Here is a 26,221-nt window from a genome sequence, read left to right as displayed (position 1 = left end):
AAGCGATGTTGTTCATGCAATCAATGGCGATCGGTCTTTTTATTGCCGTGCCGGTCGGGCCCATCGGCATGCTGTGCATTCAGCGCAGCCTGAGCCGGGGTTTTCGGGCGGGCTTTGCAACGGGCATGGGGGCGGCGTGCGCCGATGCCGTGTATGGCCTGCTCGGCGCGCTCGGCGTGGCCGGAGTGGTGACCGCGCTGCCGACGCTGGGCGTGGCGCTGAAAATCGGCGGGGGTCTGTTTCTGCTGTGGTTGGCGTGGGGCATCGCGCGGGAAGCGCCGCCTGCGCGCGACGTTTCGCGCGCCCTGCCGAAAACAAGTGCCGCGCGCGATTTCCTGACGACCTTCGGCCTGACCCTGTCCAACCCGATGACGATTCTGTCTTTCGTGGGGGTCTTTGCCGCGCTCGGCCCGATGACGGATTCTCAGGAAGGTCTGGGCGGGGCTGCGGTGCTGGCCATGGTCGGCGGGGTACTCGTGGGCTCGGCCGCGTGGTGGTTGTGTTTGAGCACCGCCACCGCGACGGTGCGCAAGGCCATACCCGACGCCTGGCTGCGCCGGTTCTCGGGCATATCGGCCCTCGTCGTGGCCGTGTTCGGAGCGGCGCAGATCTACTCCGGGGTGGCGAGCCTTCTAGAATGAAGGCAAGCCGATGAGTGCCGCCCCGATGAATGTCGATCTGCGGGTGGCGACCAAGAAGGAGCATCAGAAGCATGAGCCAAGTTGTAGCGCGGCCCTCGTCCCAGGGCGTGGACACGATCATCTTCGACCTGGGTAATGTCCTCATTCAGTGGGACCCCCGCCACCTGTACCGAAAGATCTTCGGTGCCGACGAGGCCGCCATGGAGCGCTTCCTGTCCGACGTGTGCAACGCCGAATGGAACGAGCAGCAGGACTGCGGCCGTCCGTGGAAGGAGGCGATCGCCGAGGCGGTGGCAAGGTATCCGGAGCATGAATCCAACATCAACGCCTATTTCGATCGCTGGTCCGAGATGATGCCGGGCGCGATCGAGGAGACGGTGAAGGTGCTCGATCAGTTGCGCAACGTGAATGTCCGCCTGTTGGCCCTGACCAATTGGTCGGCCGAGACTTTTCATTTCGCCGAAGCGCGCTTTCCGTTCCTGACCTGGTTCGAGGGCATTGTCGTGTCGGGCCGGGAGCGCCTGGTAAAGCCGGATCCCGCCATCTTCAGGTTGATCATCGAGCGCTACGATCTGCGGCCTGAAACCACGGTGTTCATCGACGACAGCCTGCGCAATGTCGAGGCGGCAGAACGCGAGGGGCTACGCGCCGTGCATTTCGATAACGCCACCGCGTTGGCGGGCCGTCTGCGTGCGATGGGAATCGATCTGCCTTGAGTCGGGTAAATAAGGCGCAGTTCGTGCGAGGCGGGCGGCTCGCCCGTGCCAGCGCTGACGGGGTATCGCGACTCGGCATCGATGGCGCCGACGCGTGACGCGAGACGGCCTCCAGATGTTTTTCCTATGGCTGCATAGGAAAGCGGTATTTGAACCGGCAAACCGAAGTTCCTAGGATGACGATCCAAGCTGATCGCAGCCAATACAAGAACGCCTCGACGCGTTTATCCAAGGGAACACTATGCTGGCCGTCAACATTCCGCGCGCACTCTGCCAGGCTCTTTTGACCGGCGCCATCAGCGCAATCGCGTTGCCGGCCTCGGCGCAGGCCACCTTTCCCCAGCATCCGATACGCCTGGTCGTGCCGCAGTCGGCGGGTTCGGGCGGCGATGTGGTGGCGCGCCTGCTGAGCGAGAAGGCGGGCGCCGCCCTGGGTACCTCGATCGTGATCGAGAACAAGCCCGGTGCCAACGGTATCGTGGCGGCCTCGTCGGTGGCCAAGGCCGCGCCCGATGGCTATACGCTGATGCTGACCGGCGTGTCGCAGATGAGCTTCAATCCCAAGCTCTACAAGCAGCTGCCCTACGATCCGGACAAAGACTTCACCTATGTGGCGCCGGTGGTCGATACGCCCTTCGTGCTGGTGGCGGGCAAGGTCAGCCCTGACAAGACGATGGCTCAGATGCTGGCGCGGGCGAAGGCAGCGCCGGACACGATTACCTACGCCAGCGCCGGCGCCGGCAATTCCACGCATCTCTCGACCGAGATGATCGCGTCGGTGGCGGGCATCAAGCTCAAGCACGTGCCTTACAAGGGCTCCGGTCCGGCGCTGAATGCCGTGATCGGCGGGCAGGTCGACCTGATGACCAGCGTGCTGGGCTCGGCGCTGCCCCAGATCCAGGGCGGCAACGTGATTCCGCTGGCGGTGCTGGCGCCGCAGCGCGCCGCCGACTTGCCGCAGGTGCCGACGCTCAAGGAGGCGGGCGTCGACGCGCCCACCATGCCTGGCTGGTTCGCCGTGGTCGGGCCCGCCGGGCTCGACGGCGCCCTCGTCACCCGGCTCAATGCAGCCTTCCAGCAGGCGATCGCGGATCCCGAGACCAACAAGAAGCTCAAGGACCTGTATTTCATTCCGCTGACCGGCTCGGCCGAGCAGATGCGCGATCGCGCCCTGGCCGATGCCAAGGTGTGGGGCGAGTTCATCGATCGCACCGGCGTGCGGGTCGACTGAGTATGGCGCACGCTGGATGCGGTCGACCGCTATGTGGCGGGCGACTCCGTCGAACAGGGGCGTGTGGTGCGGGCAGGGATTACGCCGGAATGAGCGTCGTGTCGGAACCCGCCTGCCAGGTCACCCCACGCCAGGCGCCGCTGGTCACGAGCTCGTGCGCGACGTCGATCACGGCCTGATGGACATGGGTGCACACCACACTCTTTTCGTTCGAGAGCGACATGCACAGCGAAACCCTGCGGGAAAAGCCGGGCGAATCGATGCGGGTTGCGACGATGCGCTTGTCGGGCAGGCCGGCCAGCGCCGACCAGGGCAGCAGCGTCCAGCTCCTGCCGTTGGCGACCAACGCCAGCAGCACCGATACGGCGCTCGTCTCGACCACGAGGTTGACCGACAGCATGGCCTCGGCCAGCGTGCGCGCCATCAGCACCCGGATCGAGTTCGGAAAGCTGGGCAGCACGAGGGGCAGGTCGCACATTTGCGCCAGGCTCACCGAGCCGGTCTTGAGTTTCTTGCCCACCAGGTACACCTCTTCGACCAGCAACGGTGTGGTGGTCATGCGGGCCGGCTGGGGCTGCACGTCCATTGCGATCGCCAGATCCATGCGATGCAGCGACACCGCCACCGCGAGGTCGGCGCTGCTGCCCTCGATGATCTCGAGCAGCACGTCCGGATAGCGTCGCGCCACCTCCTCGATCAAGGGCACCGCCAGCACACGCGAGGTGCTGGTGGGCAAGCCGATGGTGACCTTGCCGGCCGGCGTGTCGCGACCGTGGCGCAGCGCCGACTTGGCCTCGTCGATCTGGCGCAGCACCATCTTGGCGTGACGGTAGAGCAGCTTGCCGGCCTCGGTGGGGCGCACGCCGCCCGGGCCCCGCACCAGCAGCCGGGTCTCGAGCTCGGCCTCGAGATTCGCCACGTGCTGGCTGAGCGAGGGCTGCGCCACATGCAGGGTTTCGGCGGCGGCGGTGATGCTTTCGACCTCGACGATCCGGGTGAAGTACTTGAGTTGTCGCAGGTCCATATGTTTTCGCTATACCCAATTCGAATCCGCCTATTCAAACCCAGCGCGGCGGTGCTGGCGATCCGAACTATCCCGAGCTTTGCAAGGGCACCCGGCGACATCGCCGAATCCTATGGCTGCCATGCCAATCCTTTTCGGGCATGGCCGCAAAGCCTGCCCGCTCTGACATTCAACCCGGATCAGCGCGTTCCGGTCCTCTGAAGGAAGTCTCGAAGTGCCACAGTCCTCCACCTCCGGCGCCTGGCGCGTCTCGCCCCAGCAATATGCGGCCCAGCGCCCCGCGGAATTCGCCGTGCCCGAGCCGAGCTCGCGCTATCTGCCCATGCGCGACGGCTGCCGGCTGGCGATCGACGTCTACCTGCCCGCACCGGCCGAGTCGGGCCGACGTTTTGCCACCATCGTCCTCTTCACGCCGTACTACCGTCGCTTCGCCCTGAAGGCCGGCGGCAGCGGCGAGCGCGCGCCCAACATTGCCAAGCTGCGCGACTACTTCGTGCCCCGCGGCTATGCCGTGGTGGTGATCGACGTGCGCGGCACGGGCGCGAGCTTCGGCACGCGTGACAGCTTTCGGTCGCCGCGCGAGCGCGAGGACAGCAAAGAGGTGGTCGACTGGATCGTCGCTCAGCCCTGGTCGAACGGCGTGGTCGGTGCCACCGGCATCTCTTATCTCGGCGCCGCGTCGGACTTCCTGGCCAGCACCCGCCACCCGGCCGTCAAGGCGATCGCGCCGCTGTTCTCGGTGTGGGATACCTACACGGACAACTACTATCCCGGCGGCATTCTGCTCAAGTCGCTGACACAGAGCTACGACGATCTGATGGTGGCGCTGGACCACGACCGGCGCGAGATGTTGCATCGCTTCGTGTATTACGCCAATCCGGATTTCGCGGGCCCGCAGCCGGTCGACGAAGATGCCGATGGCGTGCTGGTGCGGGCTGCGGTGCACGAGCATCTGGGCAATTTCCGTCAGACCGAGTTCATGCCGGAGTTCCGGTTCCGCGAAGACCCGCTGCCCTACGATCCGGATTTCAGCTCGGCGACGTTCAGCCCTTACAGCCTGGCGGCGCAGATCCCCGAGCACATCGCGGTGCTGTCCGTGTCGGGTTGGATGGACGGCGCGGGCTACATGAACGGCGCGATCTCGCGCTACCTCACCCTGGCCAAGAATCCCCGTCATCTGATGTTGGGCCCCTGGGACCACGGCGCGCGCATCGATGTGTCGCCCTGGCGAGAGACCATGATGGCCGAGCCGGTCTGGCTGGCCGAGGTGTTGCGCTTCTTCGATCATTATCTGCTGGGCTTGCCCACCGGCCTGGACGCGGAATCGCCGGTTCACTACTTCGCGTTGCATGCCGAGCAATGGCGCGAGGCGAGCCAGTGGCCGCCGGTGGCGGACGCCGGCGCGCTGCATCTGCGCGCGGACCAGACCCTGGGCGCGGCCGCGGGCGAAGGCCTGGATGATCATGTGGAACATCAGGTCGATTTCTCGATCGGCACGGGTGCCGAGACCCGCTACGAACGCATCGCGGCGATCAACAGCACGCAGTACTACACCGACTGGCAGGGCCGCGCCGACCGCATGTGCAGCTTCACTTCGGCGCCGCTGGCCTGCGCGCAGGAGCTGGCGGGTCATCCCGTGGCGGAGCTCTGGGTGGCGTCGAGCGAGCGCGATGGTGCGCTGTTCGTCTACCTGAGCGAGATCGAGGCCGACGGCAGCGAGCGCTACGTGACGGAAGGGCTGCTTCGACTGCTGCATCGCCAGACGGCGCCGTGTCCGCCGACCTATCGCACCACGTGGCCGTTCCGGTCGTTCTCGCGGGCGCAGGCCCGGCCCATGCAGCCGGGCGTGTTCGAACCCGTGCGACTGGCGCTGTTGCCCACGGCCTGGCGGTTCTCGGCCGGCAGCCGCATTCGTGTGTCGATTGCCGGCGCCGACAAGGACCACTGCGGCCAAGTGCCGCACGGGCGGCCGCCGCGGCTCAGCATCGGCACCGGCGGCGACATGCGTTCGCAGCTCGTGCTGCCGCTGCGCGACGTGTCGCCGTGAGCGATTCCATTATCGCGCTCGCGTAGGCGCGCGGCGGGGCCTCGATCGCCGGGGTTCAGACATGCGGTCCGGTGCGAGCGCAGGCAGGCATGCCGCGCGTTGGTGGCTCCAGGGGCGATGCTAAGATCGGATGCATTCGTCAACAACCGAAGGCCCTCGAGCGGGCCTTCTCTTGGAGCGACGGGCTTCTTTCATGAATGTCGAACTGATTCCCGCGGATTACGCGCCCTATGCCGCGCCGGGGCTGCCGCCGCTCTACGGACCGCGCCAGGGATGGTGCGTCTGGATGACGGCGCTGCCACTCACGCACCTGGCGCGCTTTCGCGCTGCCGGGTCGCCCGCGCCCTCGAAGGGATATGCGCGCGACGACCTGATCGCCGAGGCGGGCGAGGTGATCGCCTATTTCGAGAACGATGATGGCTCGTGCGATGCGCCCGAGCGCATGATGCTCGACGCGGCCCGCTGGCTGGTTGCCCACGATGCCGCGTTCCATCGCGCCGTGCGCGACACGCTGCTGGCCGACCTGCCGCGCCTGCGTGCGGAGCAGGACGGCATCGTGCTGCCCGACGACGCGTTCGTGTTGCCGCCCGAATGGGACGAAGCCACCCTCTACGGCTTGATACGCCTGAACAGCGTCGCGTTTCACGCTGTCGCCGGTGCGCCCTATATCGGCCTGGATTTTGGCTGCGTGTGGGACCCCGAGCACGGCTACGGCATGATGATGGCCGGCACCGATGTCGTGGAAACGGGCGGCGCGGATGTCGGCGGTTTGTCGTGGATAGCCGCGCGCCATGCCGAGTCGATAAAGACGGCGCCCTGACGCTCCGCTCACGCCGCTTTTGCTCCTGCGCCTTACTCACTTTCTGGCGCCACGGCCTCGTGGCGCCGCGATGACGGATTGACCGATGCGAATTCACGTTGCGCTTCTCCTGTTGGCATTGAGCTCGCCGCTGGCTCACGCCGCCGCGCCGACATCGAGCGACGATGCGTTCGCTCGGGGCTACGCGGATTACCGGGCTGCCAACTACGCAGGTGCGCTCGAACACTGGCGCGCGCTCGCCGAGGCGGGGCATGCCAAGGCGCAGTACGGGCTGGGCCTGATGTACGCGAGCGGGCAGGGCGTGCAGAAGGACGAGGCGCAGGCGGTGCAGTGGCTGCGCCGGGCCGCCGAGCAATCGGAGGCCAACGCGCAGCTCAACCTGGCCGTGATGTACGCCAACGGGCGCGGCGTGGCGCAGGATTATGGGCAGGCCGCGCAGTGGTGCGAGAAGGCCGCGGCGCAAGGCAGTGCGCAGGCTCAGACCATGCTGGGCCAGCTGTACAGCCGTGGACAGGGTGTCGCGCCTGACGATGCGAAGGCTTTGCAATGGTGGCGCAAGGCCGCCGACCAGGGCTATGCCGAGGCTCAGTTTCTGCTGGGCGACCATTATTTCGATGACCGCTCCGGCGCCCGCGATGATGCGCAGGCGCAAAAGTGGTTCGCCCTCGCCGCCGCGCACGGGCACGCGGAGGCGCAAAACAACCTGGGCACCATGTATGCCGAGGGCCAGGTCAAAAGCGGTCAGGACTACGGCAAGGCGGTCGAGTGGTTCAAGCGGGCGGCCGAGCAGGGGCTGGCCAAGGCGCAGATCAATCTTGGGGCGATGTACGTGGAAGGGCACGGCGTGCCCCGCGACGATGCCGCGGCCGCCGCCTGGTGGCGCAAGGCGGCCGACCAGGGCAACGCCGAAGCGCAGGATCTGCTGGGCGCCGCCTATCTCGCGGGACGCGGCGTGCCCGAAGATGCCGCGCAGGCCGCGACGTGGCTGCGCAAGGCCGCCGAGCAGGATCATGCGTCGGCGCAGGACATGCTCGGCATGCTTTATTACCAGGGGAAGGGCGTGCCGCAGGACCAGGACCAGGCCTTGCACTGGTTTCGCCGCGCCGCCGAGCAAGGCCTGGCGTCCGGGCAACTCCATCTCGGGCAGCAATACGACGAGGGCCGCGGCGTGCCACGCGACCTCGCGATCGCCCGGCAGTGGTACACGAAGGCGGCCGAGCAGGGGCATCCTTCGGCGCAGTTCAACCTGGCCGCGATCTATGCCAACGGCGACGGCGTGCCGGTGGACGATGCGCAGGCCATGCGTCTCATGAGGCTGGCGGCCGCGCAGGGACATCGCGAGGCCACGTTCAGCCTGGCCGTGCTGTACACCGAGGCCCGCGGCGCCCCACGCAATTTCCCGGTTGCTTACGCGTTGGTGGCGGCGCTTCCTTCGCCGGACGCGCCGATGACGGAGTACCGCCAGCGGCTCTTCGTGGAGATGACGCCGGAGCAGCGTGAGCGGGCGCAGAAGCTTGCCGATGCGCTGCGCGCCGACGGGATCAACGAAGAGACGCTGCGCCGCATCGAGCGTTGATTGCGGGGCGAACGCCATGCCACCGAGCGGCTGGAAACGCGAAATTGCAGTCTGACACCTTAAAGGGGGGCGGCGCGGGATAGGATGTCTGCTCCAACAACGGGAGGCATCATGGATTGCTCAGTCGAAGGCAAGGTTGCGTTTGCGGATGGTCGTTCGTATCACTTCGCCACGGTGGACGCCGCGCTCGCGTTCGCCGAATGCGTGAAGGGCGGCGGCAGCCCCGGGCAGTGTGCCTCGCAGCATGGCAGCACCAGCCAGGTCAAGCTCGAAGACGTGGCGGCACAGGAAGAGGCCGAGCGCCGCGAGGACGAGGGGCCGCGCGCTTGAGGCGTGCGTAAGATCGCCTACGCATGCCAACGGGGCCGCGTTTGAGCGTGCGCAAGCTCAGCTACGCAGGCCAATCGGGGCCGCGCGCTTGAGGCGTGCGTAAGCTCTCCTGCACCTGCCAACGAGGGCATCGACTGTCCTGCTCGCACGCGCGTTCAGACCGCGCCGTGGTAGACGGCTTCGACGTTGTAGCCGTCGGGGTCGAGGATGAAGGCGCCGTAGTAGTTGGGGTGATACTTCGGGCGTACGCCGGGGCCGCCGTTGTCACGGCCGCCCGCGGCGAGCGCTGCGCGATGGAAAGCGTCGACCTCATCGCGATTGCGCGCGCGAAACGCCACGTGCACGCGCGGCGTGCTGGGCGTGCCTTGATGGATCCAGAATTCGCCGCCCGGGTCGCCGGCGTCGGCGGCCTCGCCGGCTTCGCCAACGCCGAAGCCGGTGCCGGTCGGCAGCGTTTTGCGCGCGACGTAGCCCAACGGCGCGAGCGCGCTCAGGTAAAAAGCCCGGCTACGCTCGAAGTCGCTCACGTGAATTTCGAGGTGGTCCAACATGTCGCCTGCTCCGTAAGGAGGCCGCCACGGCCGATCAGGTCAGCATAGGCTCATAGGAAGGGCGACCAGGCTTCGATTTGCAACCGGGCGAGCGGCTCCGGGTTACACGCATAAAGCCGTGGCGAGCGCGGTTGCCGCGCCCGCCACCACCACTACGTGGTTTCGTCAGCGCACCGCGAACCATGCGCCTTCGAGGCTGCCGTTCATGCCGCAGAAAGGCGGTCCGAAACCGTCGGGTGTCACGCCAGGGGGCGGCGTTTCGTGCGTGACGATCACGGCGCCGCGGCGGGTGAGCGTGAGCGTCCAGGGCTTGCCGTCCTGATAGGTGATCTTCAGCGTGTCGCCGGAGACCTCGGCCTTGCCGCTCAGATCGCAGACCCAGCGGCCGCTGTAGGGCCGGGCGGAGTTGGCCGCGACCTGCAACTGTCCGTCGGCGCCTTTCGTGATCTCGATCTCACCTTCGACGTTGCGCCATTTGCCGACGAAGCCGGCGGCCGGCTTGGGGTTGATGGACTTCAGGAAGGCCAGGCGCGAACGCATGAGGGTCGTGATCGCCTCGAAAGGCGTGCTGTTCACGTAAGGCTCCTCGTAGGCGTTGTCGCGCACGCCGAGGAAATACTTTTGATCGGCGGTCAGGGCTTTGGCGGCTTCCGGGTCGAGCTGTTCGCGCACCGCCTTGTATTGCTGCGCGATGGCGGCATCCTGATCGCCCAGCTTCGAATTGCCGCAAAGGGACTTCTCGACCGGCGTGGCGGCCTTGGCGCAGTCGAACGAGGGGGCCGCCGCGGCACTGCCTGCCATGGCCAGCGATGCAACTAAGGCCAGATGACGAATCATGGGTGAAGCTCTCCGGAAAGAATGTGAAGCCGGTCAGGCGGGCACCGGCCGGCGCGTCGTGCAGCGCTGCTTGCGCGCCGACGTCGCCGTGGTTATGGCGGGGCGATCTCGTACCGGCCGATACAATAGCGGCCATTCGTAAGCGCATGTTTTCTGGTTGTGACAGGGCCCGACAATGACAGTTTTCCCCGACGATGACAGCACCCCGCGACGACGTGTCGCGCCGGATGCCGCGGCATGAAGGGCCGCCAGGAAGGAACGATCAAAAGCTGGAATGACGCCCGCGGGTTCGGCTTCATCGCGCCGGCCGAGGGCGGCAGGGCCGTGTTCGCGCATATTTCCGCCTTCGAATCCGGGCGGCCGCGAATGGCGCAGCGCGTGCGCTTCGTGGCCGAGACCAGTGCCGATGGCCGGTTGCGGGCGAGCAAGGTGCAGTTGCTCGATGTGGCCTTGCCTCCGGCGAGCGAGCGCATCCGTGCGGCGACCGGCCTCGATCGCACCAGCCAGCTCGTGCTTGCCCTCTTGGTGGCGTGTCTGGCCGCGGCGATCGGGCTGGGCGGTCTGCCCTGGTGGATTGCGCTGGTGTATGGCGGCCTGAGCGGGCTGACGTTTCTGGTGTACGCGGCCGATAAGTCGTCCGCCCGCGCCGGCGCACGGCGCATTTCAGAGAGCACGCTGCATCTGCTGGCGCTCGCGGGCGGCTGGCCCGGCGCGCTCGTGGCGCAGCAGGTGCTGCGCCACAAGTCATCCAAGACTTCATTCCTGGCGGTGTATTGGGCCACCGTTGCGCTGAACTGCGCGGGCTGTGCAATGCTGGCGCTGCCGGCCGGAAGGGCGTGGCTCTGGTCGTGGGCGCAGGCGCTGCCGTGAGGCCTTCGCGGCAATCACCGGCCCGGTGCGAGGTGTCTCGGAAATAGTCGGAGCCGACTCAATAAGGATGCGGCGGAAGTTCTGCTTCGACCGAGCGAGCCCATAAAAAAACCGGCCGCTGCGCAGCGGCCGGTTGGCTTCTTTCCTCGCGGGCAGGGCCCGCTCGTGCTTTAGAAGTCGATCTGCGCCGACAACAGGAACGTGCGCGGGGCGGCCGCGGTGGCGACGGTCAGCAGCGTGCTGCTGGAGAGCCAGTAGTTCTTGTTGAACAGGTTTTCGACGTTGGCGCGGAAGGTGACGGGCTTGCCCATCACTTCGGTGCGGTAGCGTGCGCCGAGGTCGTAGCGCGTCCACGAGGGCAGCGTGAGCGAGTTCTCGGCATCGTACGGCGACGAGGCGGTGTGGATGGCGCGCGCGTTGACGCTCAGGCCTTGCACGCCGGGGATGTCCCAGTCGACGCCGAGGTTGTAGGTGCGCTTGGGTACGCCCGGCGCGCGGTTGCCCTGGTTCAGGCCGCCGGCGGTTTCGGTCAGCTTGGCGTCGTAGAACGTGGCGCTGGCCATCACGCGCAGGCCCTTGGTGATCTCGCCGACGGCGGCGAGCTCCAGGCCGCGGTTGCGTTGTTCGCCGTCGAAGCTGTAGACGTTGGTGATCGGATCGGTCAGCGAGTTGGGGCGGTCGATCTGGAACACCGAGACGGTGGTCATGACCTTGCCCCAATCGACCTTCACACCGGCTTCGTACTGCTTGGACTTGTACGGTGCGAACACTTCGCCGGCGTTGGCCGCGGTCACCGGTGCGGTGCCGCCGCGGGTCAGGCCCGAGGTGAAGTTGCCGTACAGCGCGACGTTTTCCCAGGGCTTGAGCACGATGCCGGCGATCGGCGAGACGGCGCTTTCGTCGTACGAAGACGTCACGCTGCCGGCGGCATTGAAGTTGTCCAGCTTGACGTTCTGGTGGCGCAGGCCGCCGGTCAGCAGGATGCGGTCATTCGCGAACGACAGCGTGTCGGTGATCGCGAGGCTGGCCAGATCGGTCTCGGAGTTCTTCGTGCGCGCACCGCGATGGCCGGTCATGGGCGTGAGCTTGACCGGATCGTAGATGTTGGAGTTCTGCGCGGAGCTGGCCGGTGCCGACAGGAAGAAGCTGCCCGCTTCCATGGCCAGGATCGAGCCCGAGACGCTCAGCGTGTGTTTCACGCCGAAGGTATCGAAGCGCGCGCGTGCGCCGATCTCGGCGGTCTTGTTGCGGGCATAGGCGTCGTACCAGGCGTTGGTCACGCGGAAGTTGCCGTGCTCGTCCAGGCCGTTGATCGTGCGCGCGGAGGGGAAGTCCTGCTCGGTGCCGCCGTAGCGATAGCCCGCGGCGCCGTAGACCATGAGGTTGTCGGCGATGTCGTACTCGATACGCGAGGCCACCACGGAGTCGTAGCTCAGCAGATCGGCGCCGTCATAGATGGCGCGATGGCCGGACGGGGCCGATGGCAGGTACGAAATGCCGGGGGCAAAGCCCGTTTGCGCACGGAAGTTGTCGAGGTTCTCGCGTTGCGAGTAGGCATCGAGCGACCAGCGCAGCTTGGGCGAGCGGTAGTCGAGCGCGACCGCGCCCATGCCCATGGCCTGGCGGCCGCCGTCGAGGCTGGTCTGGCCGTTGCGGTACTGGCCGTTGACGCGGATGCCCCATTGATTGTCGTCGCCGAAGCGGCGGCCCACGTCGAGCTGCGTGCCGAGCACGGACTTGCTTTCGTAGGTGGTGGTGAGGCGCGTGAGCGGCGTGTCGCCCGCGCGCTTGGTCACGATGTTGATGTTGCCGCCGATGCTGCCGGTCGGGCTGATGCCGTACATCAGCGTGCCCGGGCCCTTGAGCACTTCCACGCGTTCCATCAGCGCGGCGGGCATGCGGTTGCTGGACGTCAGGCCATACAGACCGTTCAGGCCGATATCGCCACTGGGCACGTTGAAGCCGCGGATCTGGAAGTCTTCGCTGAAGCTGCCCGTGGACGTCATGACGCGCACCGACGCCTCGTTCACGACCACGTCGGCCAAGGTGCGGGCCTGCTGGTCCTGCAGCATCTGCGAGGTGTAGTTGGTCGTGCTGACGGGGATGTCCATCACATCGCCCGTGCCGAGAATGCCGAGGTTGCCACCGCGTGCGACCTGGCCGCCGGCGTACGACTCGGGCAGTTCGTTGAGCAGCGGCGCGGACACGGTGACCGACGGCAGGGTCGACACATTCGCGGTCGGGGTCTGCGCCTGCGCGGCGGAGGCCGCGACGAGGCCGCAGAAGGCGGCGCTCATCGCCGTCGCCAAGGCGGTCCGTCGGTGGGGGGAGGAGTGGGTGCGTGCAGACGCCGCGGCAACGTGCATGGTCAAGAATCCTGGGTAAGTGATGTGTTCACTAGCCATGACCCGCGAGATCGAAAAAGAGATCAGAGTTCTCATTCTCATTGATGAAACAAAATGCTTCCGATGCGGGCCCGCCGCTCTTCACTGGCGTGTCGTACGTGCCATGGAACCCGTAGCGCGTGTTGGTTACTCACCTGTATTCGTCACGTCAGGTCTCCGATCGCCATGCCCCCTCGCTACCCGACTTTCCTTGCCCCGAGCTTCGCGCTCCGGCCGCTGACCCTGGCGCTGGCCGCCGCACTGAGCCTCACCGCGGGGGGTACCGCGGTGGCGGACAATCTGCTGGTCGGCGACGGTGGCAACGGCGGCGCTGCCGATTTCGGGGCCTTGTATGTGGGCGGCGGCGGCGGTGGCGGCATTGGTGGCGGCGGCGGTGGCGGGGGCTACCAGAAAGGCGGCGGCCGCGGCGGTGGCATGGAAGCGGGCGGGGCGGGCGGCGGTGCGGTCAGCGGCGTGCAGGCCATCGGCGGCAGCGGCGCCATCGGCGGGCGGGGGGGCGATGGCACCGTTGCCGGCAGCCACGGTGCGCCGGTGCTGAACACCACGGGACAGTCGCCCGATACCAGCGCGGGCGCGGGCGGCAGGGGTGCGGCGACCGTCACATTGCAAGGCTTGGCCATTTTCGATCCACTGGGGCAGTACGACTACGTGGGGGTGGGCGGCGGCGGCGGTGGCGGCGGCGGCTTCGCCGCCGGTGGCGCCGGTACCTTCGGCACGATGACGGTCAACACCGGCACCATCGCGGTCAGTCGTTCGATGTTCGTGGGCGGCGCAGGCGGCGGTGAGGGCGGCGCGTACAACCTGCCAGCGACGGCGGGCGGCGATGGCGGCACCGGCGAGCTCAGCCTGCATCAGGCGCGGATGTATATCGACGGGAGTCTCTACATCGGGGGCGCGGGGGGCGGCGGCTTTGCCGGCGGGCGTGGCGGCATCGGCACCGTGACGCTGACCGGCGGTTCGACGCTGCAGGCCGGCGTGAGTGACCCGTCGGCCTCGATCGTGGTGGGCGGAGGCACCAACGGCGGCGCGGGCATCCTGAACGTGAGCCAGTCCACGGTGGCGATATCCGGCGCCAACCAGCGTCTGTTGATTCAGAGCAACGGCGTACTGAACATCGGCAATGCCACACGCGCCGGGGCGACGTCGGGGGGCATCAGCACGTCCAACGCGATCACCAATCACGGTCAGATCAACTTCAATCAGCAGGACGCGGCCTACGAATTTTCGCCATCTATCGAGGGCTCCGGCTCGGTGACGGTAAATGGATTCGGCTATACGCGGCTGACCGGTACCAACGTCCACACCGGCGGCACGACCGTTCGGTCTGGCAGCGTGCTGCAGATCGGTAACGGCACGAGTGGCTCGGTCGCGGGTGACATCGTCAACCAAGGCAGCGTGGTGTTCCGTCGCACCGATGACGTGACGTATGCCGGCCAGATGAGCGGCGGCGGCCTGCTCGTGAAGGACCAGGGAGGCACACTCACGCTGACCGGCGATAACACCATGACCGGAGGCATCCGCATCGATGGCGGTACGCTGGCGCTGGCGGGGACCGGCGCGCGCCTGGGCTCGGCAATATCCACGCTCGACACGGCCTACACGGCGTCGTCCAACCTGGCCTTGTCGGACGGCGCCGTTCTCACGACGAGCAGCGCGTTCATCGGCCGGCAGGCGGGCGCGTCGTTGGTAAGCGCCATTACCGTGGAGGATCTGCTCACGACGTGGAACACGCAGAGCCTGGTGCTGGGCCATGCGAGCGCCGGTGAGTTGACCATCCGGTCGCGCGGTCGCGTTCAGGGCGGTAACGCCATCATCGGAGACACGGCCCGCGGTACCGTTTCCATCGAAGGATCGGGATCCTCGCTGGAAATGGCCAACACGTTTGTCATCGGAAACGTGCCAAACAGCGTGGGCACGGTGAACCTGCGCAATGGCGCAACCCTCCAGACGAGCGTTCTGCGCATGGGTGCGAACGGAGGCGCAGGGCATCTGACCCTGACACGTTCCGGCGCCGGCGACGCGCCGGTCGTGTTGGCCTCTCAGATCATCAGGCAGGGCGGCGCGAGCGCCGCCACGATCGACGTCGACGGCGGCATCTTCCGGGTGCTGTCCGCGCAGCCCCTGTTTTCGGGGTTCTCCGCCGGAGACATCACGATCGGCGCCGGCGGCATGACCCTCGACAATAACGGCCGGACCGACGTGCATATCGCGACGCCGCTTGCCGGTGCGGGCCGGCTCACGCTGGTCGGCGGCGGCTCTTTCAGCCTGACCCTGCCCAACACGCACACCGGCGGCACGTCGGTGGAAGACGCTGCGCTGGTCGTCTGGGGCGCAAATCTACTCGGTCCGGGCAACCTGACGGTGCAGGGCAGCGGGATCGTGGACCTGCGCGATTCGCAGAACGTGAGCTCGCTGGCCGGGACGGGTGCGATCTTCGGTTCGGCGGCCAACCTGCTCACGGTGGGCAGCGACAACACCTCCTCCACGTTTTCGGGGCAGATCAACGGCGTATCCAGCCTGCGCAAGGTGGGCACGGGCACGCTCACGCTGTCGGGCACGAACGCGTATGTGGGCAGCACTGCCGTCGACGCGGGCACGCTGTATGTCAGTGGCTCGTCGGCACAATCCAACTTCACGATCGGCAACGGCGCCACGCTGTCGGGTACCGGGCGCGTGGGCAGCGTCACGGCGCAATTGGGTGGCACGCTCGATCCGGGGGCGGCCAACGCCAACCTGCGCGTCGACGGCTCGCTGAGTCTGCTGCCCGGCAGCACGCTGGTGCACACCCTGGGCGCGGCAGGCACCACGCCCTCGCTGGGCGCAAGCTCGCATCTGGCGGTGGCCGGTAACGTATCGCTCAACGGCACCCTCGCGTTGCGGGATCCGGCGGCTTTGGCAGGGCCGGGCTACTACCGGCTCATCAGCTACGGCGGCAGCCTGCTGGCCGACAACCTGACCGTTCCGGGCACCTTCGCGGGACAACCGCTGAGCGTGGTGAGCAGTCTGCCGGGCTTCATCGACCTGCGCCTGGGCAGCGTGGGCTCCGATCAACTGCAAACCTGGTCGGGCGGCAGCGGCACATGGAGCGACACGTCGCTGCAATGGACAAACGAAAATGGCAATGTGGCCCAGCCCTGGGGTGCCAAGACCGCGGTGTTCAACGCGGCGGGTGGCGGCACGATCACGGTCGAGGGCAACCAGGCCTTCGATAGCCTGCAGTTCGTGGCCGATGGCTATCGGCTCGAGAGCGCCGTGCACGGCAACGGCACGCTGGGCGGCCTCGATGTGCGTGCCAGCGGCGGCGCGGTCTCCGTGCTGGCGGGCGTGAGCGCCGATATCGGCGCGGTGATCGGGGGCGCGGGTGGCCTCGACAAGACCGGAGACGGCACGCTGGTGCTGTCCGGCTCGAACATCTATCAGGGCGAGACGCGCCTGTCCGGCGGCACGCTGGCCGTGGCGAGCGATGCCAGCCTCGGGACGGCGGGCGCGTTGCGATTCGAGGGGGGCGCGCTGCGCATTCTCGGCAATCAATATGCCTCGACCGGCCGGGCCATGCACTGGAGCGCGGTGGGCGGCGGATTCGACGTCGACGATGTCTCGCACACCTTCACGGTCGGGCAGGATCTCGTCGGCGGAGGCAACCTCGTCAAGCGCGGCGCGGGCACCCTGATGTTGACTGGCGCGAACAGCTACGGCAATACGGTGATCGAGGCCGGCACGCTGGTGGGCAACGCCGACAGCATCAGTGGCGCGGTGGCCAACGACGGCACTGTGGTTTTCGACCAGATCAGCAACGCGACACGCACGAACGACGTGCTCGGCGCAGGCACGTTCAGCAAGCGCGGCATGGGCACGCTGCTGCTGCAGGGCGATGCGCGCCAGCAGTCGTGGCGCGTCGAGGCGGGCGAGCTCGGCGTCATTGCCAACCGCTTCGCGGGCAACGCCGATCTCTCGGCCGGCGCGACGCTGCGCCTGGACGGCGCGATCGATGCCACCTACGCCGACCGCATCACAGGCAGCGGCACGCTACTGAAGCAGGGCGCGGGCGGGCTTGCGCTCACGGGCGACAGCAGCAGCTTCGCCGGCCACACCGACGTGCAGGCGGGCACCCTGAGCGTGGGCATTGCGGGCGCCGGCAAGCTGGGCGGCACGCTCGCCATCGGCGACGGCGCGACGTTGCAAGGCACGGGCCAGGTCGGGTCCACCACGCTGATGAGCGGCGCCACCATCGCGCCGGGCAACTCGATCGGCACGCTGACCGTGGCGGGAGACCTGACGTTCGCGCCGGGATCGACCTATCGCGTCGAAGCGGATCCCGCATCGAGCCTCAGCGATCGTATCGATGTGAGCGGCACGGCGCGGCTTGCCGGTTCTGTCGTGCATGTGGGCACGGCGGGCGGGTTCTCGTCGACGCAGCGCTACACCATTCTCACGGCGAACCAGATCCAGGGCACGTTCTCGACGGTGGCGTCGGACTACGCGTTTCTGACGCCGGCGCTGGCCTATGACGCTCAGCAGGTGACGCTGGAGCTCGCGCGCAAGCAGGTCGATGGTGGCTCACCCAATCCCCCGAACCCCACCGAGCCGGGCGCGCCGCCGACGCCGACCGAGCCCGGTGTGCCCACCAACCCGGGCAACCCCACGGAGCCGGGCACGCCCCGACCGCCGACGCGTCCCATCGCATTCGCCGATGCGGCGATCAGCGGCAATCAGCGCGCCACGGCCCGCGCGTTGGACACGCTGCCCACGGGCAGCGCGCTGCACGAGTACATCCTGACCCTGCCCAACGGTGCGCCGCCCGCGGTGTTCGACAGCCTGTCGGGCGAGGCGCATGCCGGGATCGCCGGCACGTTGATGGGCCTGGGTTCGACGGTGCGCAGCGTGCCGCTCAATCGGCTGCGCGCCAATCTGAATGCCGGCATGCGGGCGGGCGCGCCGATGGCGCAGGCAGGCTCGGCCGCCATGCCGGCGTCCGGGCTTCCGGCGTCCGGGCTTCCGGCGTCGAACGCGCTGCCGGCCTGGGCGGAGCTCGTCGGCAATTGGCAAACGATCTCGGGCAACGACAACAACGCCGAAGTGCGTCAGCGCACCACGGGCGTGTTCATCGGCACGGACCAGCCGGTGGGCAACGGCTGGCGCGTGGGCGGCGCGCTGGGCTACACCGATGGCAAATCGCGGGTGGACGGCCGGGCTTCGCAGGCCGATGTGTCGAGCTACAGTGCCGCGCTCTACGGCGGCAAGTCGTTCGAGGCAGGCCGGGGCCGCCTGAACGTGATGGCCGGCGCGGCCTACACCTGGCACGACATCAGCACCGAACGCACGACGAGCGTGGCCGGCGCCACCGAAAAGCTGAGCGCGGATTACGGTGCGAGCACGGCGCAGGTGTTCACCGAACTGGGCTACGAGATCGCCGTGTCCGACCGTGCCAGCGTCGAGCCGTTCGTCGGCCTGTCGTACAGCGATCTGCGCACGCGCGGCTTCAACGAATCCGGCGGCCTCGCCGCGCTGAGCGGCCGCGGCGAGAGCCAGGATCAGGTGGCGAGCACCGTCGGCCTGCGTGGCCGCACGACATTCAAGCTGGGGAGCACCGAAGGCACGCTGCGCGGATCGCTGGGCTGGCGCCACGCCTTCGGCGATGTCACGCCGCAGACCACGATGGCCTTCGATGGCAGCCAGGCCTTTACGGTGGCAGGCGCGCCGATCGCACGCGACGCGGCCATCGTCGAGTTCGGCGCGGACGTCGCCGTATCGCGCGCCGCCACCATAGGCGTGTCGTACTCGGGCCAATACGGCAACGGCAGCCGCGAACACGCCGGCTCCCTCAACCTCCGCTGGAGATATTGAGCGGCCGGCGATCCGGGGGCCGGCCGTCCGGCGGTCGGCGATCCGCGGGTCGGCCGTCCGGCGGGCGGCGATCCGCGGGCCGGCCGTCCGGCTGCCGTGATCCCCGCGGCGGGACAATTGGCAACATATCTACGAACAGTTTCATGGCACGATGACTTCGTGACCGTCGCGAAACATGTCGTTGTTCGAGGCGGCCCTGATCAGCTTCCGGTCGCGTGCGCCCGCCGCCCCACGGATGCTTTCGCCATCAGGAGCGAGCCGTGGGTCCCATGCCATCCGACTTCGAGCGCGCTGCCCACCTGGATGCAGAGCAGCGGCAGGCACTGCTGCTGGTCGCATCGGGCGCGGCGATGGAGACGTGCCTGGATGCGCTTACGGACGCGGTGGCTCGTCTCGTGCCCGGCACGCGCGCCTGCGTGCTGCTTGCGAATCCCGATCGCTCGGCCATCGGGAATGGTTATTCCGCGCACCTCGCCCCGTCTTTTGCCGAGGCGGTCAGGGGCTTGCCCATCGGCGAGGCGCTGATCGGCACCTGCGGCGCGGCGATTTACGCGGGCAAGCCGGTGGTGTGTGCCGACGTCGAGCACTCCACGCAATGGGCCGCGCCCTGGCGCTCCCTGTGTCTCGCCAACGATATCCGTGCGTGTTACTCACACCCTGCGATCGGGCCGAACGGGCTGGCCGTCGGCTCGTTCTTCCTGTGTCTGTCGGAAGCGCGCGAACCCAATGACTGGGAGAAGCGCGTGGCCGAGTTCGGTGCGCTGACCGCCAGCATCGTGGTGGAGCGCGACCGGTCGACCGCATACATGAACACCGAGATGCAGTCGCTCGTTCGGCTGCAGGCACTGAGCGCAGAGCTTGTCGGGCCCGGCGCGTTCGAGCCCATGCTCAAGAAAATCCTGGCGGCGGCGGCGGATATCTCGGGCACCGACAAGGGCAACATTCAGATCTTCAATCCTGCCACGCAGACCCTGCGCATCGTCGTGCATCAGGGCCTGAGTCAACGGCTGGTCGAGCATTTCGCGGACGACGGCTGGGACGCGAGCTGCGGCGAGGCAGCGCGACAGATACAGCGGCTCGTGGTGCACGACGTCGAGAAGCTCGATGGCCTGCAGGGCACCCTCGGGCTCGAGATCGTGCTCGAAGACGGCATTCGTTCGATTCAGTGCACGCCGCTCATGAGCCGCGACGGGCGGCTGCTGGGCATGCTCAACAATCATTACCGGTGGGCGGGCGGGCCCAGCCCACAGGCCTTGCGCTACATCGATTTGCTGGCGCGACAGGCGGCCGAGTTGATCGAGCGGCATCAGGTCGACGCCGAATTGGCGCAGGAGCGTCTGCGCAAGGACGAATTCCTCGCCGTGCTGGCCCACGAGCTGCGCAACCCGCTGGCGGCGTTGCGCAATATGCTCGAGGTGCAGAGGCGCGCAGCTCAGGACCCCGCCATGACACGGCGCGCGCACGACGTGATGGATCGTCAGGCGCGGCAACTGGTGCGGCTCGTCGATGACCTTCTGGATGTGAACCGCATCAATCGCGGCAAGCTCGAGTTGCGGCTCGAGTCTCTCTCGCTCGATGTCGTGCTGCGCCATGCCGTCGAGGCGTGCAGGCCGCTGCTGGATCAGCAGGGGCACCGCCTGAAAGTCGTGCAGCCTCAGGCCGGAATCACGTTGCGAGGCGATCCGGCCCGCCTGACTCAGGTGTTCGGCAACCTGCTGTCGAATGCGGCGAAGTACACACCGCCCGGTGGTGACATCGAGCTGCGGGTGATCCGGCCCGATGGTCACGTCGAGGTGCATATTCAAGACAACGGCTCAGGCATTCCGCCCGATCAGCTGGATCGGATCTTCGAGATGTTTACGCAAGTCAACCGCACCGAAGAGCGGGCCCAGGGAGGCCTGGGCATCGGGCTGATGCTGGTCAAGCGCCTGGTCGAAATGCATGGCGGCACGGTGCGCGCCGAGAGTGCCGGCCTGGGTCAGGGCAGCGACTTCATTGTCTGGTTGCCGGTGACCGAGGTGCCGGATGTAGAGCCGCTCGCCGGGCCCCACGCGCGCGCAAGCGAAGCGCGCCGCGTGCTGGTGGTCGATGACAACCGTGATGCGGTCGAGTCGCTGATCGCGCTGCTCGAACTCGAGGGGCACGAGGCCCGACTGGCCTACAGCGGCGCCGAGGCCATCGAGATCGGCGCAGTGATGCGGCCGCAGGTGATTCTGATGGACATCGGCATGCCGGGCATGAGTGGTCACGAAGCCTGCCGTCGCATCCGCCAGCTCGATTGGGGCAAGGACGTCACGATCGTGGCTTTCAGCGGCTGGGGACAGGAAGAGGACCGTCGCTCCTCGCACGAAGCCGGTTTCGATGCGCATCTGGTCAAGCCCGTGGACCTCGACGCGCTCATCACACTGCTGGCGGACGTGTCGCCCGGCTCGACATAGCAGACCGCGAACGCCCGGCGCGAAACGGCCCTCGCACGACGGCCACGCGTGTCAGACCGCTTGCACCAGCGCATCCCAGCCGCGCATCGCGAACATCGCGGTGCGCGCCAGCTCGTCGCGGCTGACGCCGTCGCGCGCCTGGATCGACATGCCGTACTGCACCGTCTGCACGTAGCGGGCCAGCGCGGCGATGTCGGTCGATGGCGGAATCTCGCCATCGGCCACGCCGCGCTCGAAGCGCGCCTTCAGGAGTTCGAAGCCTTCGTTGCGCGCCGCGCGCACCTGCGCTCCCAGCCCGGCATGGCCTTCATCGCCGACCGCCGACAGGGTCACCATGCAGCCACGCGGGATGTCGGCGCTACAGCCCGTCAGGGCCGCGGCCGAATCCATCAGGAACGCGGCGGTCGCTTCGCGGGCCGTCGCCGCGTTCGCGAAATTACCCCACACCAGGCACGAATACTTCTGCGCGTAGTGCTGCAGCGCCTCGGCGTAGAGCGCTTCTTTGGAGCCGAACGCCGCGTACAGGCTGGGCGTGCCGATCCCCATCGTCTGCGTCAGGTCGGCGATCGACGTGGCCTCGTAGCCCTTCACCCAGAACAGGCGCATGGCCTGCTCGAGCGCGGCCTCGCGATCGAAGGCGCGTGGACGGCCGCGGCCGCGGGAAGGCTTGGCGGACGAATCGGGGACAGGGGCGGATGAATTCTGCATTGATCGTTATATAAACCCTCGAAACCGGGTTGGCAAGTGCTATCGATAAATATATATCGATCACTATATTATTTTGACGTGGCGGGGCTTTCCCTCTAAGCTTTGTGTATCGATCGATACATAAATAGTCCCGCTCGCCAGCCAGCGCCCCTTGCTGATGGCGGGTCTCCGGGTTCGGCGCCTCCGGCGCGGCCCGCCCTACCGTCCACGCGTCGTGCAGACGCAAGCAAGGAACAACCATGAACGACCTCATCGGAAAGCGCGCCCTCGTCACCGGCGCCTCGCGCGGCATCGGCGCCGCCATCGCCCGTGACCTGGCCCGCCGTGGCGCGGCCGTCGCCATCACCTACGAACACTCCGCCCAGCGCGCCGCCGAGGTCGTGCAGACGATCGAGAAGGCGGGCGGCCGCGCCGTGGCCATCCAGGCCAACAGCGGCGAGCCCACCGCCATGCGGCAAGCGGTCGATGAAACCGTGCGCGCGCTCGGCGGTCTGGACATCCTGGTCAATAACGCCGGCATCGCGCGTCAGGGCTCGCTGGAGCAGATGAGCCTGGCCGACATCGACGCGCAGCTCGATGTGAACGTGCGCGGCGCGATCCTGGTGGCCCAGGCCGCCATTCCGCATCTGAACGCGGGCGGCCGCATCATCTTCATCGGCTCGTCGCTGGCGGACCGCATCGTGTCCACCGAGGTCACCGTGTACTCGGTCACCAAGTCGGCGCAGGTCGCCCTCACACGCGGTCTGGCCCGGGAACTGGGCCCGCGCGACATCACCGTAAACCTGGTGCAGCCCGGCGGGACCGACACCGACATGAATCCCGCGGTGGGTGAGCACGCCGATGCGCTGCGCGCGCTGACCGCGCTGGGCCGCTACAACGAGCCCGAAGATGTTGCCGCCGCGGTTAGCTTCCTGGCCAGCCCCGCCGCGCGCCAGATCACCGGCACGGCGATCACGGTGGATGGCGGTCTGAACGCCTGACGACGCGGGCGAGGCGGTGCGCCCTGACCGGCGCCGCCTCGTTCGTTGCGTGCGCAACCGTCGGCAAAGCGCGTGGCCCGTCGCACGACTTTGCGCGGGGCGTTTCAGCGCGCTTTGAAGTAACGCGCTGGCGTGTTGCCGAACATCGTTCTGAAGGCGGCGACAAAGCTCGACGCGGATTCGTAGCCGACATCGAGCGCGACGTTCGTCACACTCTCGCCGTAGGCGAGGTGTTCCATCGCCGTCAGAAGACGTTGGCGCTGGCGCCAACTGCCGAACGACAGACCGGCCTCTTTTCGGAAAAGGCGCTCGATCGTGCGGGAACTCGATCCCACGCGATGCGCCAGGACGTCGAGCGGCTCGCGGTTGGCCGGATCCTCGCGCAGGATGTTGGCCAGATGGACCGCGCGCGAGTCGGCGGGAAACGGCAGGTCGACGGAGGCATGCTCGACGGCGCGCACCTGGTCGATCAGCACGGTGGCCAGGCGCGCCTCGGGCGAGTCGATCGCATAATCCCAGGGGGCAGCGGCGCAGGTCGCGATCAATTCGCGCAACAGCGGGTTGATCGCGACGACGTAGCAGTCTGGTCCCGGCGGCGCCGGATGCGCCTGGGGATCGATGTAGAGCACGCGGGTGTCGGCGGGCCGTCTGACACGGGTGGCGTGCAGCGTGCCACTGCCGATCCAAAGGGCGCGTGTGGAGGGCAGCACCCACTCGCCGAGCGAGGTCGTAACGTGGATCACGCCGCTTGCCGTGCAAAGGAGCTGATGCCGGCGGTGGCTGTGAGGCGCCTGGTGGCCGGGCACCCAGGGTTCGATGAGACCGACGACAGCCGCCGTGGCGCGGTCGGGGTCGCGCGGCTCGCGGTGTCGGGTCGCGTGTTGGCGGGTTTTCGACATAATCCGGCCAAGTATAGACAGAATGTGCTGCGTGCTCTTGATATGGTCTAGGCCTCTCGGCTAGGCCTTGTTCTCAGGAGTTTGTTGTGTCGCAGGTCGATGTGTTCACGCGCAGGGATTCCCACGTCGCTCCCGTCCCGCTTTCCACGCTGCGTGCGCCCCGACGCGCGACGCAGCTGTCGTTCTTCATTGCGGGCTTCGGCCTCTCTTCGTGGGCCCCGCTGGTGCCCTATGCGCAGCAGCGGCTGGGTGCCGATTCGGCAACGCTGGGCACCGTGCTCTTGTGTCTGGGCCTGGGCGCCGTGATCGGCATGCCGGGAGCGGGTGCGTTGGCGGGCCGCGTAGGCTGCAAGGCCTTGATCGTCGGCGCGGGTGCCGGGTTGGCGATTGCGCTGCCATTGCTCGCGTTGGCGCCCTCGCCCTTGCTGTTGGGCCTATGCCTGATGCTGTTCGGGGCGGTCATCGGTGCGATCGATGTGGCGGCCAACGTGCACGGCACGGAGGTGCAGCAGCGCGCCGGGCGGCCGCTCATGTCGGGATTTCACGGGCTGTACAGTGTCGGCGGGCTCGTTGGGGCTGCCGCGATGACGGGTGTCCTCGCGGCGGGTCTGAGTGCTGCGCTCGCCGCGCTGGCCGCGGGCATCGTGATCGCCGGGGGCGTGTGGGTCGCCGCGCCGGGCTTTCTTGCGACTGCATCCCCGGAGAAGGTTCCTCTGCTGGTCATGCCGCGTGGACGCGTGCTCGCGATCGGCGTGCTGGCCATGGTGATTTTTCTCGCCGAGGGCGCGATGCTGGATTGGAGCGCGCTCCTGCTGTCGCAGGAGAAGGGGATCGATGTCGACTACGCCGGGGCGGGGTTTGTCGTGTTTGCGAGCACGATGACCTTGATCCGGGTCGTGGGCGACCGCATCGTCTCACGCGTCGGCGAGCGCGGCGTGTTGATGGCGGGCTTCGTGCTGACCGCGGGGGGCCTCGCGCTGGCGGCGTCGAGCGGCCATCTGGTCGTGGTGTTCACCAGCATCGCCCTGGCGGGCGCCGCCGCCGGCAATGTGGTGCCCATCCTGTTTTCCTTGGCCGGCCGCCAGACCATCATGCGGCCGTCCCATGCCATTGCGGCGGCCAGCATGCTCGGCTACCTGGGCGTGTTGCTCGGCCCCGCGCTGCTGGGCTATGCGGCGCATGCGGCCGGACTGGTCGCGGCCTTCCAGGGAATGGCGCTGCTGGTCGTGCTGGCGGCTTGCGGGATTCCGGCGGTGTTGCGGGCCAGGAAGCCCGCCTAACCGCCGTTCATCGGTTACAGATCCACCTTCACCTTGCCCGCCTGCACCAGCCCTGCGACGGCGCGGATTTCGGCCAGCAAAGCCTCCTGCAGCTGCGCCGGCGTGCCGCCCGTGGGCTGGAATCCCTGTTCGGCCAGCTTGCCGCGGATCGCATCGGTTTTCAGCGCTTCGTTCACGCCGCGGTTGAGCGTGGCGATCGTGGCTTCGGGTGTGCCGGCCGCGCAGTAGGTGCCGAACTGAATCTGCGCAGAGAAGTCCGGGAAGCCGCTTTCCGCCACGGTGGGAATGTCCGGGTACTTCGGCAGCCGGGTGGCGCTGGTCACGGCCAGCACGCGCAGGCGGTCGCTCTTGAGATACGGCTCGACGGCAGCGACGGTGGCCACCACGACCTGGATCTGGCCGCCGAGCAGGTCCGTCATCATCGGGCCGGTGCCGCGATAGGGCACGTGCAGCATCTCGATGCCGCACGCGGCCTGCAACAGCTCGGTGGCCAGGTGCTGCGGCGTGGCGTTGCCCGGCGTGCCGAAGGTCAGCCCCTTCGGACTGCGCTTGGCCAGCGCCAGCAGGTCGGCCAGCGTGCGGGCCGGCACGTCGCCATTGACGGCCACCATGTAGGGCGAGCGTGCGATCGGGCAGACGGGCGCCAGCTGCTTGAGCATTTCTTCGGCGGGCTGCGCGTAGTAACGGACCGAAGGAACGAGGCCGGCAAACAACAGGATGCTGCCATCCTTGGCGCCGTTCGCCGTGAAGTCGGCGCCCAGCATGCCGCTCGCGCCCGGCTTGTTCTCGACGACGACCGGGCGCGCCATCGTGTCGCCCAGCGACGCGGCGATGACGCGGCCGAGCACATCGGTGCCGCCGCCCGGCGGGAAGGGCACGATCACGCGCAACGGTGTCTCGCGCGCCACGGCATAGCGGCTGGCGGCGGCGGCCAGCGATGCGATCGGCAACGCGGCCAGGGTCTTGATCAAGGTTCTGCGGTTCATGTTGTTGTCTCCGTTTCCACCTGGGTGGATCTTGCGCC

19 protein-coding genes are annotated in these 26,221 nt (G+C 67.7%); 12 read left to right on the top strand and 7 right to left on the bottom strand.

Annotated features, from left to right (window positions below; all coding sequences use genetic code 11):
• Positions 1 to 5: 5 nt before the first annotated feature.
• From CEK29_RS19290 to CEK29_RS19280, 3 genes are all read left to right on the top strand, one after another.
• Positions 6 to 641, top strand: a complete 636-nt coding sequence (locus CEK29_RS19290) for a LysE family translocator (RefSeq protein ID WP_094801363.1) — start codon at positions 6 to 8, stop codon at positions 639 to 641.
• 71 nt (positions 642 to 712) lie between these two features.
• Complete coding sequence (locus CEK29_RS19285; protein ID WP_094859030.1) at positions 713 to 1,357, top strand: HAD family hydrolase; 645 nt, start codon at positions 713 to 715, stop codon at positions 1,355 to 1,357.
• A gap of 241 nt (positions 1,358 to 1,598) precedes the next feature.
• The gene (locus CEK29_RS19280; protein WP_094859029.1) at positions 1,599 to 2,588 is read left to right on the top strand and encodes a Bug family tripartite tricarboxylate transporter substrate binding protein; all 990 of its coding nucleotides are present in this window, start codon (positions 1,599 to 1,601) and stop codon (positions 2,586 to 2,588) included.
• 79 nt (positions 2,589 to 2,667) lie between these two features.
• Here the strand turns inward: CEK29_RS19280 and CEK29_RS19275 are convergent, their stop codons facing one another.
• Positions 2,668 to 3,612: a LysR substrate-binding domain-containing protein gene (locus tag CEK29_RS19275; protein ID WP_094859028.1), complete on the bottom strand. Its 945-nt coding sequence runs from the start codon at positions 3,610 to 3,612 to the stop codon at positions 2,668 to 2,670.
• A 214-nt stretch (positions 3,613 to 3,826) separates the two neighbouring features.
• Between CEK29_RS19275 and CEK29_RS19270 the strand changes: the two genes are divergently transcribed.
• The 4 genes from CEK29_RS19270 to CEK29_RS19255 all read left to right on the top strand — a co-directional run bounded on the left by CEK29_RS19270 (position 3,827) and on the right by CEK29_RS19255 (position 8,385).
• A complete protein-coding gene (locus CEK29_RS19270; RefSeq protein ID WP_094859027.1) occupies positions 3,827 to 5,659 on the top strand; it encodes a CocE/NonD family hydrolase in 1,833 nt (610 codons plus the stop codon).
• A 193-nt stretch (positions 5,660 to 5,852) separates the two neighbouring features.
• Entirely contained in the window at positions 5,853 to 6,479 is a 627-nt protein-coding gene (locus CEK29_RS19265; protein WP_255176209.1) for a DUF6985 domain-containing protein, read from the top strand.
• Between the two features lie 85 nt (positions 6,480 to 6,564).
• The gene (locus CEK29_RS19260) at positions 6,565 to 8,055 is read left to right on the top strand and encodes a tetratricopeptide repeat protein (RefSeq protein ID WP_094859026.1); all 1,491 of its coding nucleotides are present in this window, start codon (positions 6,565 to 6,567) and stop codon (positions 8,053 to 8,055) included.
• 111 nt (positions 8,056 to 8,166) lie between these two features.
• Complete coding sequence (locus CEK29_RS19255; protein WP_094801374.1) at positions 8,167 to 8,385, top strand: hypothetical protein; 219 nt, start codon at positions 8,167 to 8,169, stop codon at positions 8,383 to 8,385.
• 155 nt (positions 8,386 to 8,540) lie between these two features.
• On the opposite strand, the gene CEK29_RS19250 is transcribed toward CEK29_RS19255, so the two are convergent.
• Complete coding sequence (locus CEK29_RS19250; RefSeq protein ID WP_094859025.1) at positions 8,541 to 8,936, bottom strand: VOC family protein; 396 nt, start codon at positions 8,934 to 8,936, stop codon at positions 8,541 to 8,543.
• A gap of 165 nt (positions 8,937 to 9,101) precedes the next feature.
• Positions 9,102 to 9,773, bottom strand: coding sequence for a lysozyme inhibitor LprI family protein (locus tag CEK29_RS19245; RefSeq protein ID WP_094859024.1), 672 nt, complete (start codon positions 9,771 to 9,773; stop codon positions 9,102 to 9,104).
• Between the two features lie 237 nt (positions 9,774 to 10,010).
• On the opposite strand from CEK29_RS19245, the gene CEK29_RS19240 reads away from it, so the two are divergent.
• A complete protein-coding gene (locus CEK29_RS19240) occupies positions 10,011 to 10,643 on the top strand; it encodes a DUF1294 domain-containing protein (RefSeq protein WP_094859023.1) in 633 nt (210 codons plus the stop codon).
• A 170-nt stretch (positions 10,644 to 10,813) separates the two neighbouring features.
• Here the strand turns inward: CEK29_RS19240 and CEK29_RS19235 are convergent, their stop codons facing one another.
• The gene (locus tag CEK29_RS19235) at positions 10,814 to 12,940 is read right to left on the bottom strand and encodes a TonB-dependent receptor (RefSeq protein WP_255176208.1); all 2,127 of its coding nucleotides are present in this window, start codon (positions 12,938 to 12,940) and stop codon (positions 10,814 to 10,816) included.
• Between the two features lie 273 nt (positions 12,941 to 13,213).
• Between CEK29_RS19235 and CEK29_RS19225 the strand changes: the two genes are divergently transcribed.
• Both CEK29_RS19225 and CEK29_RS19220 read left to right on the top strand, forming a co-directional pair.
• Entirely contained in the window at positions 13,214 to 18,892 is a 5,679-nt protein-coding gene (locus tag CEK29_RS19225) for an autotransporter domain-containing protein (RefSeq protein WP_176456934.1), read from the top strand.
• Positions 18,893 to 19,161: 269 nt separating this feature from the next.
• Positions 19,162 to 21,330 carry an ATP-binding response regulator gene (locus tag CEK29_RS19220; protein ID WP_094859019.1) on the top strand — a complete coding sequence of 723 codons (2,169 nt, stop codon included), beginning with the start codon at positions 19,162 to 19,164 and terminating at the stop codon, positions 21,328 to 21,330.
• A 51-nt stretch (positions 21,331 to 21,381) separates the two neighbouring features.
• Here the strand turns inward: CEK29_RS19220 and CEK29_RS19215 are convergent, their stop codons facing one another.
• Complete coding sequence (locus CEK29_RS19215) at positions 21,382 to 22,038, bottom strand: TetR/AcrR family transcriptional regulator (protein WP_094859018.1); 657 nt, start codon at positions 22,036 to 22,038, stop codon at positions 21,382 to 21,384.
• Between the two features lie 239 nt (positions 22,039 to 22,277).
• Between CEK29_RS19215 and CEK29_RS19210 the strand changes: the two genes are divergently transcribed.
• The gene (locus CEK29_RS19210; RefSeq protein WP_094801390.1) at positions 22,278 to 23,018 is read left to right on the top strand and encodes an SDR family NAD(P)-dependent oxidoreductase; all 741 of its coding nucleotides are present in this window, start codon (positions 22,278 to 22,280) and stop codon (positions 23,016 to 23,018) included.
• Between the two features lie 104 nt (positions 23,019 to 23,122).
• On the opposite strand, the gene CEK29_RS19205 is transcribed toward CEK29_RS19210, so the two are convergent.
• Positions 23,123 to 23,917, bottom strand: coding sequence for an AraC family transcriptional regulator (locus CEK29_RS19205; protein WP_094801392.1), 795 nt, complete (start codon positions 23,915 to 23,917; stop codon positions 23,123 to 23,125).
• Positions 23,918 to 24,003: 86 nt separating this feature from the next.
• On the opposite strand from CEK29_RS19205, the gene CEK29_RS19200 reads away from it, so the two are divergent.
• Positions 24,004 to 25,197, top strand: a complete 1,194-nt coding sequence (locus tag CEK29_RS19200; protein WP_094801394.1) for an MFS transporter — start codon at positions 24,004 to 24,006, stop codon at positions 25,195 to 25,197.
• Positions 25,198 to 25,211: 14 nt separating this feature from the next.
• Here the strand turns inward: CEK29_RS19200 and CEK29_RS19195 are convergent, their stop codons facing one another.
• Positions 25,212 to 26,183, bottom strand: coding sequence for a Bug family tripartite tricarboxylate transporter substrate binding protein (locus CEK29_RS19195; RefSeq protein ID WP_094859017.1), 972 nt, complete (start codon positions 26,181 to 26,183; stop codon positions 25,212 to 25,214).
• Positions 26,184 to 26,221: the final 38 nt, after the last annotated feature.

The organism is Bordetella genomosp. 5, from assembly GCF_002261475.1.
In the GTDB taxonomy this organism is placed as follows: Bacteria; Pseudomonadota; Gammaproteobacteria; order Burkholderiales; family Burkholderiaceae_B; genus Bordetella.
The sequence above is the reverse complement of the archived record's forward strand: the minus strand, read 5'-3'. Positions and strand labels throughout refer to the sequence as shown.

What these genes read in the sequence shown, in the direction of transcription:
- CEK29_RS19280 (WP_094859029.1), top strand. Translation starts at nt 1,599, where the DNA reads ATGCTGGCCGTCAACATTCCGCGCGCACTCTGCCAGGCTCTTTTGACC.
- CEK29_RS19245 (WP_094859024.1), bottom strand. Translation starts at nt 9,773, where the DNA reads ATGATTCGTCATCTGGCCTTAGTTGCATCGCTGGCCATGGCAGGCAGT.
- CEK29_RS19210 (WP_094801390.1), top strand. Translation starts at nt 22,278, where the DNA reads ATGAACGACCTCATCGGAAAGCGCGCCCTCGTCACCGGCGCCTCGCGC.
- CEK29_RS19260 (WP_094859026.1), top strand. Translation starts at nt 6,565, where the DNA reads ATGCGAATTCACGTTGCGCTTCTCCTGTTGGCATTGAGCTCGCCGCTG.
- CEK29_RS19225 (WP_176456934.1), top strand. Translation starts at nt 13,214, where the DNA reads ATGCCCCCTCGCTACCCGACTTTCCTTGCCCCGAGCTTCGCGCTCCGG.
- CEK29_RS19240 (WP_094859023.1), top strand. Translation starts at nt 10,011, where the DNA reads ATGAAGGGCCGCCAGGAAGGAACGATCAAAAGCTGGAATGACGCCCGC.
- CEK29_RS19255 (WP_094801374.1), top strand. Translation starts at nt 8,167, where the DNA reads ATGGATTGCTCAGTCGAAGGCAAGGTTGCGTTTGCGGATGGTCGTTCG.
- CEK29_RS19215 (WP_094859018.1), bottom strand. Translation starts at nt 22,038, where the DNA reads ATGCAGAATTCATCCGCCCCTGTCCCCGATTCGTCCGCCAAGCCTTCC.
- CEK29_RS19275 (WP_094859028.1), bottom strand. Translation starts at nt 3,612, where the DNA reads ATGGACCTGCGACAACTCAAGTACTTCACCCGGATCGTCGAGGTCGAA.
- CEK29_RS19285 (WP_094859030.1), top strand. Translation starts at nt 713, where the DNA reads ATGAGCCAAGTTGTAGCGCGGCCCTCGTCCCAGGGCGTGGACACGATC.
- CEK29_RS19195 (WP_094859017.1), bottom strand. Translation starts at nt 26,183, where the DNA reads ATGAACCGCAGAACCTTGATCAAGACCCTGGCCGCGTTGCCGATCGCA.
- CEK29_RS19235 (WP_255176208.1), bottom strand. Translation starts at nt 12,940, where the DNA reads ATGAGCGCCGCCTTCTGCGGCCTCGTCGCGGCCTCCGCCGCGCAGGCG.
- CEK29_RS19220 (WP_094859019.1), top strand. Translation starts at nt 19,162, where the DNA reads ATGCCATCCGACTTCGAGCGCGCTGCCCACCTGGATGCAGAGCAGCGG.
- CEK29_RS19265 (WP_255176209.1), top strand. Translation starts at nt 5,853, where the DNA reads ATGAATGTCGAACTGATTCCCGCGGATTACGCGCCCTATGCCGCGCCG.
- CEK29_RS19290 (WP_094801363.1), top strand. Translation starts at nt 6, where the DNA reads ATGTTGTTCATGCAATCAATGGCGATCGGTCTTTTTATTGCCGTGCCG.
- CEK29_RS19205 (WP_094801392.1), bottom strand. Translation starts at nt 23,917, where the DNA reads ATGTCGAAAACCCGCCAACACGCGACCCGACACCGCGAGCCGCGCGAC.
- CEK29_RS19250 (WP_094859025.1), bottom strand. Translation starts at nt 8,936, where the DNA reads ATGTTGGACCACCTCGAAATTCACGTGAGCGACTTCGAGCGTAGCCGG.